Genomic DNA, 14,865 nt, shown 5'->3' with positions numbered 1-14,865 from the left:
GCTCTTTTAAAATTCGGATAATCTGCTCTTCTGTGAATCTCTGTTTCATGTCAATCACTCCATTTTTCTCAGTTTATCATATCGTGACTAACATTTCCACTGGATCAGTTTTTCGGGATCAGGTCAATTCCAAGAAGAGTACGGCTAAAAACAGCCCGCTTATTTGTACTATTTACCGTATCAAGCAAGTACTTTCTGACAGTTGTAAATAGAGTCGTCATTCGTTCTTTTTCTTCTTCGTCAGCGAGGAAGTAACCGAATGTACTGGAAACAAGCAAATTAATATCCTGCGGATTATCTTCTTTAAGAAATGATAGAAGGTAACTCTCAATTGCATCCAAGCTAAGATTAACTCTGTAAATAGCAGACTTAAAGGTGGATATCTTTGAGGGATAGTTTTCTTCAAATTGTGATACTAATGTAATCACAGCTTTTTCGTAGCGTTCAGCGTGTGTATAACGGGCCAATGCCAATTTATAAAAGTCATACTCTACAGAAGCGTCATATGATATCTCAAAAGTTTCCGGGCGCACTAGCAACAGGAACTGGCTAAGGCAAGACTCAGCGTTACTGGAATCCAACATTTCTAAATATCCTCTCCAGCGCCATCTGTCTTTAAATATATTTCTTCTGGAATATACAAAAGTTTCCGAAAACAAAATAGTTCCTTCTGTATATAGTCCTGCGCGCCCAGCTCGTCCAATAAGATTATGAAAATCTCGCACCTTGATTTTCTCTTGAGCTTGATAAAGACTTGAAATAATTAAATATCGAATAGGCAAATTAACACCTTGCGCTAGGGTTGATGTACAAACAATGCATCTAATTAAATTTTTCTTCATTGCATATTCTGTGGCAATTCTTATTCCATTAGATATGCCCCTATGGTGAGTGAAAACCCCTTTCAAGGCGGCATCATAATAAATATTGCTTTGTCCATAGTTTTCTTTTATTAATTGTGCTATTTTCTCATGTTCATTATCAACAATATGCTCGATAAATGATGAGACGTCTATGCCTCTGGTATTGATTTCAAGAATTCTTCGCAAAACACTGTCTGCAGTATCTTTTCTTCCACAAAATATCGCCACCCCACCATTATGATTCAGCTTTACGGCAAGATAAATTGCTATATCATTATGCTCAACCTTGGTCGTTTGGAAATTTACAGCTGGGAAAAAACGAGCTTTTTCGTTCTTTTTCAGTTTGTTTAATGATTTGATTTCTATAATACGCGGTACAAAAAATTCGAGTTCATTAGGATTCTCCGGATCGAGAAAATACAGGTATCCATATGGCTCCTTGCGAGACATTTCCCAGTCAGTAATTGCAACCGTTTTTTCTGTTGCACGTATTGAGTTATCAGCAATCACAACCCCTTCGCCGCCGGTGAACCAGTCATTAATTTGCGCTGCGTTTGGAATGACGGCGGAGAGAAGGAGCCTTTGGGTACCGGCTCTCAAATACATCATAATGGACGAAATTAAGAGCTCATATTGAGCGCCTCTCGAAGCATCATCAAACATATGTGCCTCGTCAAATATTATTAATCCTGTATCTACAATTAGTTCATTGTCCTGCCTTAGTAAATAAAGCAACTTTTCCGGAGTTAAAACCAAAATGTTCTTGCTGTTTTCTCCGCCAGATCCTAATAATTCAAGCAGATCTTCCATTTCTGGAACATCAGAAAGTGCGTTGACATGAACATGGGAATCATCAAAAAAATCGTTGGAAATATCAACACTTATTTCTCGGCACAATGATCTAAAGGGTGCAACAATGACAGCCATTGAGGTTCTTCCCGATAGAAAAGAACCTCTTATAGTGATTGACATGGATGTCGTTTTCCCGGAGCTAGTAGGCATTTGGATAATCGCTGATTTCCCGGAAAAGACGCCGGCCTCACCAAGCCGAATTTGAGCTGGCCAAAGTTCATAAATACTCTTTTTGTTCTGCAACATTCCTTCCCAGTTATCTGCCGACAACCCTGAATATATTGGAAGCAGATTTAACGCCGAGCGTTCTATTTTTATAAGCAAAATCGCAAGCATGGCATCGGTCAACAACAATTCTCGCGGGGAACCTTGTGAATATATTAGAGAACGAAACTCCACTATAAAGTCTAATTCAGCAGGTTTATGCTGATGAAAGCAGATGTCATAAGCTGTGGTCACTTGATGCAAATATCGCGTGTACGAGGTTTCTTGAACAGCAGCCCCCAACTTATTTACATTCAATTGATCTTGAAGCAACAACGCCAGTATTGTTTCAATTCCACCACACCCCAGATCCAGCTCATCGGTGTCAATCATATTTGCCATAACTTTTGCACTACCAGCGAAATCACATAAATAATATGCGATTGCTCCTAAAACCAAGTAATATTGAGGATAGTTTGGATCTAATTTTGATTTTAAAAAAGCATCAAAATAATGTGATGCAAATTCAAGCTCCTCTTTTTTATCTGCCGGAATTATCCTGTAGGGATTATTTTCATGAAGTACCTGTGCTGAAATATTTCCAATTGCCGCAATTGCAATCAATAATAGTTCATTTGCATTATCGTCTACTGCGATGTGCAATTCATCTGGAACGCTATATTCATACATTTTCGCTTTTGAGCGTGTCTGCTTTAGCAGATATTTTGATTCTCTCCCTATTAACATCTACACGCCCTCCCGTACATTTCATGGATGAACTCCATTAACTTATCACAGTGCATAACTATAAGTTTCAAATCTGGGTCGGCATGATGTATAGTAGAAACGGTTTTAAGTATATTCTCGGAATAAGACATATTAGATTGTACCGCAGCCGCAGCAAATGTCTTTCGATAAGGGGTATCCGAAGAATTTTGGAAGCGTTGTACTCGTTTTGCTTCTTCTAAATCGTTTCGATCAATTAATCGCTGAACAACTGCATTCAATGTTTCTGCAAGTCTAACAACATCCTTATTGGAATCGTCGACTGCTTTTTGTAGCCGGACTTTCGATGATGGACGAACTTCACTGGCTGTGGCCTTCACTTCAAAAACTATAAGTTCATCGTTACCACTTATTTTTTTGCCACACTTGTATCCTACAAGATCACTGCCCATAGTCGATGAGTTCTTATTTACTTTGCGGTCGTAACGTGTTCTTGGGACAATATAGTCCAGCACATATTGAACGTAATCGGCAATTAATATTTCTGTAAAATCTCCTGAACGCACAGAAGGGCCTGGATTGGTGTTTGCGTCCGGGAACTTTATTTTTTTTAGATATTTATCTCTTTCAAAACCATATCCTGCTCGTAAGACATCTATTTCTGAATCTGCACAATAATGCTCCCGCAAATGCTTTGCCCATGAATTAAGAACACTCTCGTCATCTTGAATGACGAGCTCATATATAACAATCTGCTTTCCTTCAGAAGTAATCACTGGTTTTTCTTGAATAAGCCAGTCTAAATATTGAGGTTTCATATGCAATTCTCCTATTTGCTAGGCATCCTGTGACATTCATCCAAATATTTATGTGCGAATGAGATTAACGTTAAAATATCTAATGCCTTTGTTTCTTCTACATTCCAGTTAACTTTAGGAGTATGGGCTGCCGGGTTTCTCACCAAATGAAATATAGCTTCAAGCAATTCTTTTACCCCAGTAAACTCGCTTTTTTCACTGTCCGTTTGCATGGAATTAAAAAACAGATACGGATCACCTTTGGCAAAAGCCTTTTGAAATAATTCTCCACCATCAGAAGTCAAGCCTGTTATCTGCCTCACCCGCTCGGCTAGGCCTTTGGCCGCCTCAAATACGGCATCATAATAATCTTTGCGCAAATAATCCCTAATGCAATACTTTTGCACTTCACTATGAATAGCTCTGTTATAAAGTTCGCGTTTCAAATGGTTTACACGCCGATCAACTTCATCTAGTGTTTTTGCCTGAACAACCTCAATAAGCTTTCCTTCATTGTTGACTGACAAACCAGCCAATAATAGCACCCTATTGGTTTCTTCTAAAAGATGATGGTATTTTTCTCTGTCAGCCTGTCCTGTAAAAGAAACAGGATTTAACGCATTTATAAGAAATTGATAGATTTTTTTCAAAGATTTACTGGTATTTACTTCATTGGCTAAACAGTTATATAACCAATCGCGCTTATTTAACCCAATTGTATAACTGTAACCGTTGTTAGAATTTCCATCATTCACTAAAACAATTTGGCTTTGTTGCAATAACCGTTTCAACTCAGTTTTTGTAAAACCCTCATTCGTATGACCGAGAATGTCGCATACAGCTTTCAACTGTTGTTGATTTAATATTTTGCTTGTCATCCCGCCACCTCTACCTAAGCTATTGTAAAATCATTAATAAAATTATTATATCACTGATGTACTAATGAACAAAGTAATTTCTGGTTTACTTTGTTCATTCTGCGAACACTGCCAACAACAAAACTCTCAGCTCCTATATCTGAGAATTTTGTTCTTAGCAGTGTTTATGTACGCGGCAGGAGCTTTCACTCATCACTAACTCCCGCCGCCTATTCAGTCCTCAAAGTCAATCCGCTGGCTCATAACAATGCCGGACTTGAATTGGATTTCTACTTTAAGAATATGCGCCGCAAGGAAAAAACCAAGTACAGTGCCAATCGTGATGGTGACCGCGCCGACTTTGACATCGCCTGCAGTCTTCGTAAACAGAAAAACGGCGATAAGTTCAAAAAGCTGTATGACGAGGGCGATTTCAGCGATTACGGCTCACAGTCCGAAGCGGACGCAGCACTCTGTGCCATCATCGCTTTCCGCACCGGCCTCGATCCGGACGCAATTGATGCGGTATTTCGCGATTCGGCTCTTTACCGCGATAAGTGGGAGCGTGACGATTACCGTGAATCCACTATAGCCGTTGGCATTGAAGCTTGTCATGGCACCTTCCATAAATCCAAAATGGAGCATCCTTACTTCATTAAATTCGATGGAAAAGGAGCGCCATATGTGTTCCCGCCGCTACTGGCTAAATGGACGCGAGAGCATCTGAAATATATCTTCGTCCGCGACAACGGCAGACAGGCTCTCCTCATTTATGTATATGAAGGCGGCTGTTACCGGCTGTATGCCCCCGATATGATCAAGGGCGTCATAAAAAGCTACATAGCGGAATATGACGAAGAACTTGTATCCATGGGCAAAGTAGCTGAGGCATACAATCAAATCATAACTGATCTCAAATATGTAGGACAGGATGACCTCAATTCATTTGAGTACTTAATAAACTTCAATAATGGTCTGCTCCGTATAAGGGAAGATGAAATAACGCTCCTGCCCCACTCGCCGGATATCCTCTCCACCATCCAAATCCCATGTGGCTGGACAGGTGAAGACACGCCCACACCGGTGTTTGACAGATATATGCACACCCTAACAAACGGCGATAAGGCCATAGAGCGACTGCTACTGGAATTTATAGGCGCCTGCATATCCAACATTAAAGGTTGGAGAATGAAAAAAGCACTTTTCCTTGTAGGCGATGGCGATACCGGCAAATCTCAGTTAAAGAGCCTTGTAGAGCGTCTGCTTGGCAAAGGGAACTTTATCGGTACTGACCTTAAGGATATCGAATCCAGATTTGGCACCGGTGCGATTTATGGCACACGTCTTGCCGGTAGCTCAGATATGAGTTTTCTCTCGGTAGATGAACTGAAAACCTTTAAGAAAATAACAGGCGGCGATAGCCTGTATGCCGAGTTCAAAGGACAGCAAGCCTTTGAGTTTACCTATAACGGTCTGCTCTGGTTTTGCATGAACAGACTCCCCAAGTTTGGGGGCGATGATGGCAAATGGATTTATGACCGCATCATGGTGGTGGAGTGTCCCAACGTCATCCCGAAAGACAAGCAGGACAAAACACTTCTTGATAAATTGTACGCCGAGCGTGATGGTATCGTCTATAAAGCAGTAAAGGCTCTGCAGACGGTTATCGCCAATGGCTACCGTTTTTCAGAGCCGGATTCCGTCAGCGTGGCGCGTGACACCTATATGAGCGAAAACAACTCTGTTATCAGCTTCTACAATGAGTGCATGACCGAAAGGCCGCATCGCAAGATTGAGGATAGCTGTTCTACTGGGCGCATTTACAAGGTGTATAAAGCATGGTGCTACGATAATAACAATGGTTATGCCAAGACAGCCGGTGACTTTAGAAAAACGCTTGCCGACCACCTCGATACTACCTTTGCCGATATGTCGGTTAAACGCAACAACGGCACCTACTATCGGAATTACACATTAACGCTGGAGGCAAAAGAACAATATGCACAGGCCTATGGATATGAGGGTGCCGAATTCCTTGCTTAGTGGCAGTGCTCTCGGTTTAGTGGCAGTACTCTCGGTTTAGTGGCAGTACTGGTGGCAGTAAAAATGAGTACTGCCACTGAAAAAATGCCCACAGTGCAAGGGTTTCCGGTGTTTAGTGGCAGTGGTGGCAGTGCTTTCAACTTCTAAGCTGAATTTTGAAAAACTGTATATACAGAGAGAAAGTATAACAAAGATTATGGGATGTGTATATGAAGTGGACAAATACGACCACCACTGCCACCAAGTAGCTAAAACCCTTGGGATACTTGGCTTTTGGCAGTGGCAGCTGTGAAAATGACTGCCACCGGTACTGCCACTGCTGCCACCACCGGAGCGCCGTTTATATAAATGATATTTTACATGATTGGAGGAAAGGAATATGAACCGAATCAGAATTATCGGCATGATGAATGCCGAGAGCGAAATCACAAAACAGAGCAGCCCTTCGGATTTTAGCGATGACCGCTATGACGGTATGTCGCTATACCGCCGCAAGGATATGAAGCCGGTAGTGCTTTTCATGAGCAAGAACGCTGAGCCGGCCCGGTGGAAGGTAGTAGACGGAGCATCCGAATTTTACTTCCGCTCATATACAGAAGCTATAGACTTCTGTCAAATGCGCGGCTACATCTTCATGAGGGGAGGAAAACGGCATGAATCTGATTGCCCTGCTCTATGGCAGAAGTCATAGCAGCGCCAAAGGCAAAATACATCTTCGCAATCGCTCCGTCGAGCCTGTGACCGTAACGAAAGAAATCCGATATACCGTCACTGATGGGTATTCCAACATCCACATCAACGGTTACGATGACCTGCTCCAATACTGCCGTAGTGCCGGGTACACCTATCGTTCCGGTAAAGCAGTATGACCGGTAAAAAATCAAAAAGACCCCATAATAACAATTTTAGGAGGAATTCAAAATGGCAAATTATCCAATCTCAAAAATGAACAAGGAGGGAACACTCCTTCGTCCGAAAGGCTCATACTGCTCAGATGAATATGTTGAGAATATGTGCGACCTTTATCTTCGTGATGAAATCCATAAGGATGATCATGGAAAGTTACACAAGTATTATCGTCTCCACGCAAAACAGCCCCACGATATGGAAATGGCTTTTACTTATGATATCCATTGCCCGGATTGCCACAGCGGTATGTTAAAGCAAATTGCCAGACCGCTCAGTTATAACGAACTGGGTTTATACAGATGCCCCGTTTGTGACAAGAAATAGACCAGCTATAAAGAGTCAATAAGAATTTGAAAAAAATTAAGAAAATGAACATTGAAAATTTGAATAGGTTTTTGTGCAAGACAAAATAGAGGCTATGCCCCTTTGTTGGATTTGGATGTAATTAAGGTCTTGGCGAGTAAGGTTCGTTAGTTTTTAGAACTGCATAAATAATATTGACTAATTTCCTTGATACAGCACCAATAGCAGTTCCGTGGGCTTTCCCCTGAGAGCGTTTCTTTTGATAGTATGCAGATAATACAGGATCCTGGAAAGAGGCTATTGTGGCAGCTGTCCAAATGGCTCTTCTAAGATAGGGCGAACCCCTTTTAGAGATCCGAGTCTTAGTACCAGTAAAATCACCTGACTGTTTGACTGATGCATCAAGACCAGCATATGCAACAATCTTGGAAGGATCAGAAAAACGATTAATATCACCTAGTTCACTAAGAATGATGGCTCCAAGTGTTGGTCCGATCCCACAGATAGTTGTAATAGGTGAATTAACCTTTCAAAAAATTATTACTGCCGTTATCCCAATTCACAACAATGCTACCGAGCGCATCAACATCAACCACAGTGCCTTTCGTGCCGATTGGTGGTGACTGCGGATCATCCATCCTCATCAATTCAACTCGGCTTCCAGCCGAGAAATGAGAAGATAAACGCCGTGAGACATCATGAATGTTGTTTTCTCCATTCATGATAGCACGAATTTCTGCTTTGATTTTAGGATCGTTCTTAGCGTTTTCAAGTACAATACGGTTAAGTCCATGTGGATTTTTTAAGTTTTTCGAATCTGTCATTTTCTATGCCTCCTTCTTTTTGGTAGGTGTATATTCGCTCTAAAGGCACAGAATAGCAAGTCATTTTGGTAAGATGTATCAGAAAGTTCAAAGTTTTTCGTGGGATTTACTCTTATAATTTGTGAAACTGTTTTGTATTTTGGTCTTGATTAAACACGCATCATTTTTCCTGTTACATTTTTTAAAAAACTACACCGAAGACGCAAAAAGGTGTGCAGAACCATACGGGGATTCAGCACTAAAATAGACATAGCGATGGTTCTTTGTATGGTTTGCCTCAAGTTGATATAAATTATGCCTAATCCGCACATACACTTAGGCAGATTAAACTCTCGCTCCGCTTCCACGTAGTCGCTATTGCCTGATATCCAAAATCTTATGAGAATAATATAATAGCTCCTTTAGAAAAGCCAATAAACTTGAACAAGCCGTCGTTTCCTATAAGGAAATGGCGGCTTGTTTTAAAGGTGATATAAATATGGAGAATTGATAAAGATGAGTTTATGGATTGCTCTTTTAGTCTAATAAAACTTTTTCATTCAAAAATTCTTTTGCTACTTTCGCTACATCTTTTCCCTCTACATCAACCTTGTAATTAAGGTCAGTCATTGCTGCGTCATCTATAACATTAGCAAGCGCATTTAGAATATCTTCGAGTTCAGGATGTTTTTCAAGTGTAGCGTTTTTTATAATGGGCGCTGCGTAATATGGTGGGAAAAAGCCCATGTCATCGGTAAGTACCTTTAGATTATATTGTTTTATTGCACCATCAGTAGCGAAAGCGTCTGTAACGTCCATATCACCATTGCCAATTGCCTGGTATTTAAGTGAAACATTCATCTTCTTTGGCTCGCCCTTAAATTTCATTGAGTATTTTTCCACAAGTCCATCATAGCCGTCTTGTCTGTCAAAAAACTCATGTTCTGCACCAAACACAAGATTATTGGAAATCTTTGCAAGATCACTGAACGTTTTTACACCATATTGCTGATAAACCTTATCGGTTACCGCAAGAGTATATGTGTTATTAAATCCTAATGGACTCAGCCATTTAATATCAAACTGTTTATTAAACTCTTCTGCGACGACTCTATATGCTTCATCCTGGTCACTGATAACATCCATTTTTAACTGTGCAGTAAGTCCTGTTCCAGTGTATTCGGGATAAATATCTATATCACCGTTCTTAATGGCCTCAAAACAAACAAAGGTGCCACCCAAGTTGAGCTTTCGATCGACCTTGATGTCTGTCTTGGCCTCAACCAGTTGTGCAAACATTTCACCAAGTAAACTATTTTCGCTAAAATCCTTAGAACCAATTACAATTTTATCAGCGCTGGAACAACCTGTTAAAACGATAGATGAAAGTAAAACGAGTGATAGACCCAGTCCTATAATTTTTTTAAGTTTCATAATTTCCTCCTAAATTAAATTTATTTTGTTCGTTTAATAAGTTGCTTCTCTATTTTAGACATACCAAAATCAAAAACGAGTGCCATAACGACAACCGGAATTGCTCCTGTCAGAATATTCTCCATATTGCGTGATTGGATTCCACGATAAATGATGGTACCCAATCCGTTTGCACCGATGAGTACACCCATAACAGCCACTGAAAGTGAGTTTACCAGTGCAATTTTAATCCCAGAAAAGATAAGGGGAAACGAAAGTGGAATTTCGACTTTAAACAACCGCTGCATTTTTGACATTCCCATACCACGAGCAGCATCTTTTAAGTGTGGGGAAACATTTTTAAGCCCGGTATAGGTGTTACTGACAATAGGTAGTAATGCATATAACACAAGGCCGACAATCATAGTGATGTCTCCAAGTCCAAAAATGATCATCAGCAAGGCAAGCAACGCAAGGGATGGTATTGTTTGCAAAACCTCAGAAACCCAAAGTATGACCGAATCTAAAAAACGCACCCAATAAGCAATAATACCCATAATAATACCGAGTACTGATGAAATAAGAACGGCAATTGATACAATAGCCATATGTTCCAAAATACCCTCTAGCAACGCACCACTCATATTCTCGACCTCCTCAATCCACGAGGCGTAAGAATTCTTTCTAATAACCCTATCAGTCCGTTTAATATAAATGCAAGTATTGCAGAAGGAACTGCCCCTGCTAAGATATATTTCGTATTATAGGTAGAAAGACCGGTCCATATAAGATCTCCGAGCCCTCCTGCTCCAATCAATCCCGCAAGCGTAGCCCAGCTGACAATGTACACTGTAGACAGGCGAATACCTGTGATTATGGTTGGCAAAGCAATGGGGATCTCCACTTTAAACAATGTTTGCATATTGGTCATTCCAATACCGCGCGAAGCTTCCGTATAACTTTTATCGACTTCGGTAATACCGGTATAGGTGTTGCGAAGAATTGGCAAAATCGCATACAATGTAAGCACAATTATGGCCGGCAACATGCCAATGCCTATTAGAACCAAAGCAAATCCTAACATGACAAGCCCGGGGATAGTTTGTATTGTGCCTGCAAGGGCAAGAACCGGTCCGGCTACACGTTTATGCCGTGTTAGAAAAATTCCTAACGGAATTGATATCAAAATACCTATTAATATAGATATGCCTACCAATTCGATATGGCGGACCAGGCTTTTTAAAATTTCATTATAATTTTTTGAAACAAATTCTATAAAACTCATTATAATACTTCACCCCACAGAGCCTCACCTAAAGCTTTTGCCATGCTTGTTCGAGTTATTAGTCCTGCAACGGTTTGATTTTCATTAAGCACAATAACATAGTTGGATTTGGATGAAAGCAGCGTATCAAAGGCTATCTGCGCGTCTTCTTTTCTGCCTACAGTAATCACATCATGGGTAACAAGCTCTGCAATTTCTTTTCCCGGTTTGCCCAAAGCTTTTATATCCTCAATCGTTACAGTGCCGAAATATGTATCATCATCATTAAGAATTACTAGTGAATTTACATCTTTGCTGCTCATAAGTTTAATACATTCAAGGGTACGGCTTGTTTTAGGTACTTTGAAAACTTTTGTCTTCATAAAGTCCTCGGCGAAAAGCTTAGGTGCACCGTCCCCGTTATCCATGTGTTTACCAAGGAAACTTTTTACAATGGAATCCGCCGGATTTTGCAACATTTCTTCAGGAGACGCCATTTGAACAATCTTACCATTATCCATAAAAATAATAGTATCTGCTAGCCTAATGGCCTCATCCATATCATGCGTCACAAAAACAATCGTCTTTTTCAGCTTTTTTTGAATTTGCTTTATTTCTTCTTGTAATGATTCACGAGTTATTGGGTCGAGTGCCCCAAAAGGTTCATCCATTAAAATAATTGGTGGCGAGGCAGCCAGTGCACGCAACACACCAATTCTTTGTTGCTGACCACCGGATAATTCTGTCGGATACTTATGTGCATTTTCCTCATACGGCATATCCACAAGTGCTAATAAATCCCGCACAATCTCCTGACATTTTTCCTTTGGATATTTCAAGAGTTTTGGAACAATTGCAATGTTTTGTTCAACTGTCATATTAGGGAATAGCCCGATTTGTTGAATCACATAACCAATTGAACGTCTTAATTCAACCGGATTTTCCTTTGTAATATCCTTACCGTCAATAAATATTGTTCCCCTATCTGGCTCAATAAGACGGTTGATTGTTTTTAAAGTGGTGGTTTTTCCGCATCCACTAGGGCCTATCAGAACAGCAAATTCACCCTGATTAATATCAAAACTAATATTTTTGAGAATTGCGGTGTGACCGTAACTTTTACTTACATTTTGAAATTTAATCAATATTAATTTTCCTCCTATTTGATTATTTTTAGCACCATAATAAATTAGCAAAAACAAACTGACAACTTATATTTTATACTAAAGTTGTCAGTTTGTCAAGGTGAGAAAGAAATAAAACCCACAATTCTATTCAGAATCATGGGTTTTAATCATGTTTTATTTATTAATAAAGTCTGTTACGGCCTTTATGCTTGATATATCACCAACAAAAATGATCGTATCCTCAGCTTCAAACAGAACATAGGGGCCAGGCGAAAGAATAATCTTATTACCTCGTCGTATAGCAATTACTGTAGCTCGGGTTTCCTGCCAAAATTTCAGTTCACCAAGTGTGTGGCCGATGATTCCAGAATTATTAGGTATGACAACCTCATAATTATTAAATGGGTTTGTTTCTGAAAACTTCTCATTTATTCGTACAATAGAACCAACGATATCAATTATTTTTCGATTAATACCCTCTTGCTGTACTATATAATCAGCTAATTGCTTTTGCATGGATCTAGCATTATTCTGTTCATTGAATTTCGCAACATATATCTTAGCATTTTCTGCAGATAAAATGATGGTACCGCTATTTTGTTTAGTTTCGACAATTTCCATATCTTCAAGTAGTTTTATGGCTCTGCGAATTGTTTCAGGAGATACACCATATTCAGAAGACATAATAGATCGTCCATATACTTTGCTATTTTCCTTCAAGTCACCCTTTGCAATACGCGAAGCAATATCAAGAGCTATCTGAGCATATACTGGAGCAACTATATTATTATCCATACTTAATCGCCTTTCTAAGAGGACTGATGATTTATTATAGCTAAAATTTATTAAAAATGCAAGCTTGGTAGCTCTTATCATAAGATAAGATATATATTTGCCAATAACAACAATTACCTCATATGAAGATTCCACTTTTTTAACACCGAGCTTCGCAGTGTGTTGACTTCAATGCAGACTTCCCTCATCTGACCTCAACCAACTGACTGACCCAATATAGTGTATAGCGCCATGTTCCTTTGTTCTATTGCGTCACATAAATTTAAACACCAACTAAACACCAAAGGCTTCGTTACGGTGCTGAAAAGTCCCGTAGTACCGGACTTTCTGCTGTATCGAAGTCTTTTTTCTCAAAAAACACTGCTATGTTCTTCTCCTTGAGCTTGCGGATATTAATCAGCGAATCTACCGTGTTTCGGGCGAACCGGCTAATGGATTTCGTGATGACCATGTCGATTTTCCCGGCCATGCAGGCGTCGATCATTGCCTGAAAGTCGGAGCGCTTGGCAGTTGAGGTCGCACTTTTACCATCGTCCGCAAAGATGCCCGCCAACTTCCAGTTGGGATTGCTCTTGATTTTCTCTGTGTAATAAGCCACCTGTGCTTCGTAGCTGGTTTCCTGCTGTTCCTGCAGGGTGCTAACGCGGCAGTAGGCCGCTACCCGCAAGGTTTTCATCTGTGGTCGTATAGTGCGATCATACGCCTGCTTGGCGGGAATGACCGAGATATTCTTTTTCGTTGCGGTTGCTGCTTGCATTATGTATCCGCCTCCTTTGCTTTTTCTGTAATATGGGTTTCTAACATCAGGTCGTTATGCAGGTAAAACTGTATCCTGCCATCTTCATAGATAATTGCCTTTTTTATGGTCGCTAAAAAAGTTTCTCGTCAAACACGGTCTGCGCTTCTTTGCCGCACAATGCAGCTTTGAGCTTATCGGTTTGATAGCTCCAATCATCAATTACCGCCACCCGATATTGCTCTATGGCCCGTTCAAACACCATCTCTTTTAATTGGCTGGCCGTATACTGCCCGGTTTCAAGGGCTTGCTGTATCTGGCCAGTCAGCCGTTCACTGGCCGGGCAGGATGCCAGAGACTTTACCTGTGATTGCCGTTCCAGTATTATAGGAGTAGCAATTCCTTTGTTAATGATTCGGAGAAAGGCATTCTCAATCTGCTCATTGGTGAGAAAAATGTTTCGGCAGCACACCCGATTTCTCCAAATATAATGCTTGCATTTCCATTTCACAGTTTCGCCAGCCTGCCCACAGTGCTCTACATAGCGGCGGTACGGTTGTCCACAGGCACCACAGTAAAGTTTATTGCTAAACAGCGAAGCGTTTGCAAAACTGTTGAGTTTGGCTGTTCTCCCAAGGCTCTCCACCTTTTTCTGGCGCATACGCTGAACCTGTTCAAATATTGCTTTGTCAATCAACAGGGGATAGAAGCCATCTCCTATATACTTTGTATTTTCCAGTATTTTTCCTACCGAGCCGTGATTCCATGAAGGCTTGCGGCTGGCGTTTAAGACGCCTTTTTCTGTCAGGCCTTTGGCGATTCGATATGTAGAGGTTCCGGCCAGATATTCCTCAAAAACCGTCCTTACAATCTGTGCGGATTTAGATGCAATTTCGGCCTTTCCATCGACAATCCGATAGCCGAGTGGTGTATGTCGTTGCATTTCCTCACATCTCCTTCCCATAGCATTCTGATAGCTCCAGCCCATTTTTCAGTCGGAACACCAGCCGCCTATCATGTTGTTCTAAAAGAGCTAGATGTCCCTGTGACCTGATCCCGAAAAACTGATCCAGTGGAAATGTTAGTCACGATATGATAAACTGAGAAAAATGGAGTGATTGACATGAAACAGAGATTCACAGAAGAGCAGATTATCCGAATTTTAAAAGAGCA

Annotated in this window: 13 protein-coding genes and 2 pseudogenes; 3 read left to right on the top strand and 12 right to left on the bottom strand. The window is 40.6% G+C overall.

The features are described 5' to 3' along the window. Window positions 1–104 precede the first annotated feature (104 nt). The 3 genes from QOX26_RS13955 to QOX26_RS13945 are packed head-to-tail and all read right to left on the bottom strand — an operon-like array spanning window position 105 to window position 4,320. Complete coding sequence (locus QOX26_RS13955; protein WP_283675586.1) at window positions 105–2,666, bottom strand: DEAD/DEAH box helicase; 2,562 nt, start codon at window positions 2,664–2,666, stop codon at window positions 105–107. After that, window positions 2,660–3,463 carry a Hachiman antiphage defense system protein HamA gene (locus QOX26_RS13950; RefSeq protein WP_283675585.1) on the bottom strand — a complete coding sequence of 268 codons (804 nt, stop codon included), beginning with the start codon at window positions 3,461–3,463 and terminating at the stop codon, window positions 2,660–2,662. The genes QOX26_RS13955 and QOX26_RS13950 overlap by 7 nt, the downstream gene beginning before the upstream one ends. A gap of 11 nt (window positions 3,464–3,474) precedes the next feature. Next, complete coding sequence (locus tag QOX26_RS13945) at window positions 3,475–4,320, bottom strand: TIGR02391 family protein (RefSeq protein WP_283675584.1); 846 nt, start codon at window positions 4,318–4,320, stop codon at window positions 3,475–3,477. Window positions 4,321–4,410: 90 nt separating this feature from the next. Here QOX26_RS13945 and QOX26_RS13940 point away from each other — a divergent pair, with 90 nt between their 5' ends. The 3 genes from QOX26_RS13940 to QOX26_RS13930 all read left to right on the top strand — a co-directional run bounded on the left by QOX26_RS13940 (window position 4,411) and on the right by QOX26_RS13930 (window position 7,575). Then, entirely contained in the window at window positions 4,411–6,342 is a 1,932-nt protein-coding gene (locus QOX26_RS13940; protein WP_283675583.1) for a DNA primase family protein, read from the top strand. A 379-nt stretch (window positions 6,343–6,721) separates the two neighbouring features. Beyond that, complete coding sequence (locus QOX26_RS13935) at window positions 6,722–7,033, top strand: hypothetical protein (RefSeq protein WP_283675582.1); 312 nt, start codon at window positions 6,722–6,724, stop codon at window positions 7,031–7,033. A gap of 230 nt (window positions 7,034–7,263) precedes the next feature. Then, the gene (locus tag QOX26_RS13930; protein ID WP_283675581.1) at window positions 7,264–7,575 is read left to right on the top strand and encodes a hypothetical protein; all 312 of its coding nucleotides are present in this window, start codon (window positions 7,264–7,266) and stop codon (window positions 7,573–7,575) included. Window positions 7,576–7,696: 121 nt separating this feature from the next. Here the strand turns inward: QOX26_RS13930 and QOX26_RS13925 are convergent. The 9 genes and pseudogenes from QOX26_RS13925 to QOX26_RS13885 form a co-directional block, all read right to left on the bottom strand. Continuing rightward, a pseudogene (locus QOX26_RS13925) lies at window positions 7,697–8,080 on the bottom strand (transposase); the annotation flags it as partial. Continuing rightward, window positions 8,076–8,276, bottom strand: a complete 201-nt coding sequence (locus QOX26_RS13920) for a DUF4314 domain-containing protein (protein WP_442870239.1) — start codon at window positions 8,274–8,276, stop codon at window positions 8,076–8,078. The gene QOX26_RS13920 and the pseudogene QOX26_RS13925, both read right to left, overlap by 5 nt. A 618-nt stretch (window positions 8,277–8,894) precedes the next feature. Beyond that, window positions 8,895–9,791: a glycine betaine ABC transporter substrate-binding protein gene (locus QOX26_RS13915; RefSeq protein ID WP_283675580.1), complete on the bottom strand. Its 897-nt coding sequence runs from the start codon at window positions 9,789–9,791 to the stop codon at window positions 8,895–8,897. Between the two features lie 20 nt (window positions 9,792–9,811). Beyond that, window positions 9,812–10,414, bottom strand: coding sequence for an ABC transporter permease (locus tag QOX26_RS13910; protein WP_283675579.1), 603 nt, complete (start codon window positions 10,412–10,414; stop codon window positions 9,812–9,814). After that, complete coding sequence (locus QOX26_RS13905) at window positions 10,411–11,055, bottom strand: ABC transporter permease (RefSeq protein ID WP_283675578.1); 645 nt, start codon at window positions 11,053–11,055, stop codon at window positions 10,411–10,413. Before QOX26_RS13905 ends, QOX26_RS13910 begins: the two co-directional genes overlap by 4 nt. Beyond that, a complete protein-coding gene (locus tag QOX26_RS13900) occupies window positions 11,055–12,179 on the bottom strand; it encodes an ABC transporter ATP-binding protein (RefSeq protein WP_283675577.1) in 1,125 nt (374 codons plus the stop codon). The genes QOX26_RS13905 and QOX26_RS13900 overlap by 1 nt, the downstream gene beginning before the upstream one ends. 156 nt (window positions 12,180–12,335) lie before the next feature. Next, the gene (locus QOX26_RS13895; protein ID WP_283675576.1) at window positions 12,336–13,037 is read right to left on the bottom strand and encodes a TrkA C-terminal domain-containing protein; all 702 of its coding nucleotides are present in this window, start codon (window positions 13,035–13,037) and stop codon (window positions 12,336–12,338) included. 244 nt (window positions 13,038–13,281) lie between these two features. Then, window positions 13,282–13,713 (bottom strand): annotated as a pseudogene (locus QOX26_RS13890) (recombinase family protein); the annotation flags it as partial. Window positions 13,714–13,825: 112 nt separating this feature from the next. Further along, window positions 13,826–14,635, bottom strand: a complete 810-nt coding sequence (locus QOX26_RS13885; protein ID WP_283675575.1) for a recombinase family protein — start codon at window positions 14,633–14,635, stop codon at window positions 13,826–13,828. Window positions 14,636–14,865 lie beyond the last annotated feature (230 nt).

It is taken from the genome of Butyricicoccus sp. Marseille-Q5471 (assembly GCF_951230135.1).
Lineage (GTDB): Bacteria > Bacillota > Clostridia > Oscillospirales > Butyricicoccaceae > Agathobaculum.
The sequence above is the reverse complement of the archived record's forward strand: the minus strand, read 5'-3'. Positions and strand labels throughout refer to the sequence as shown.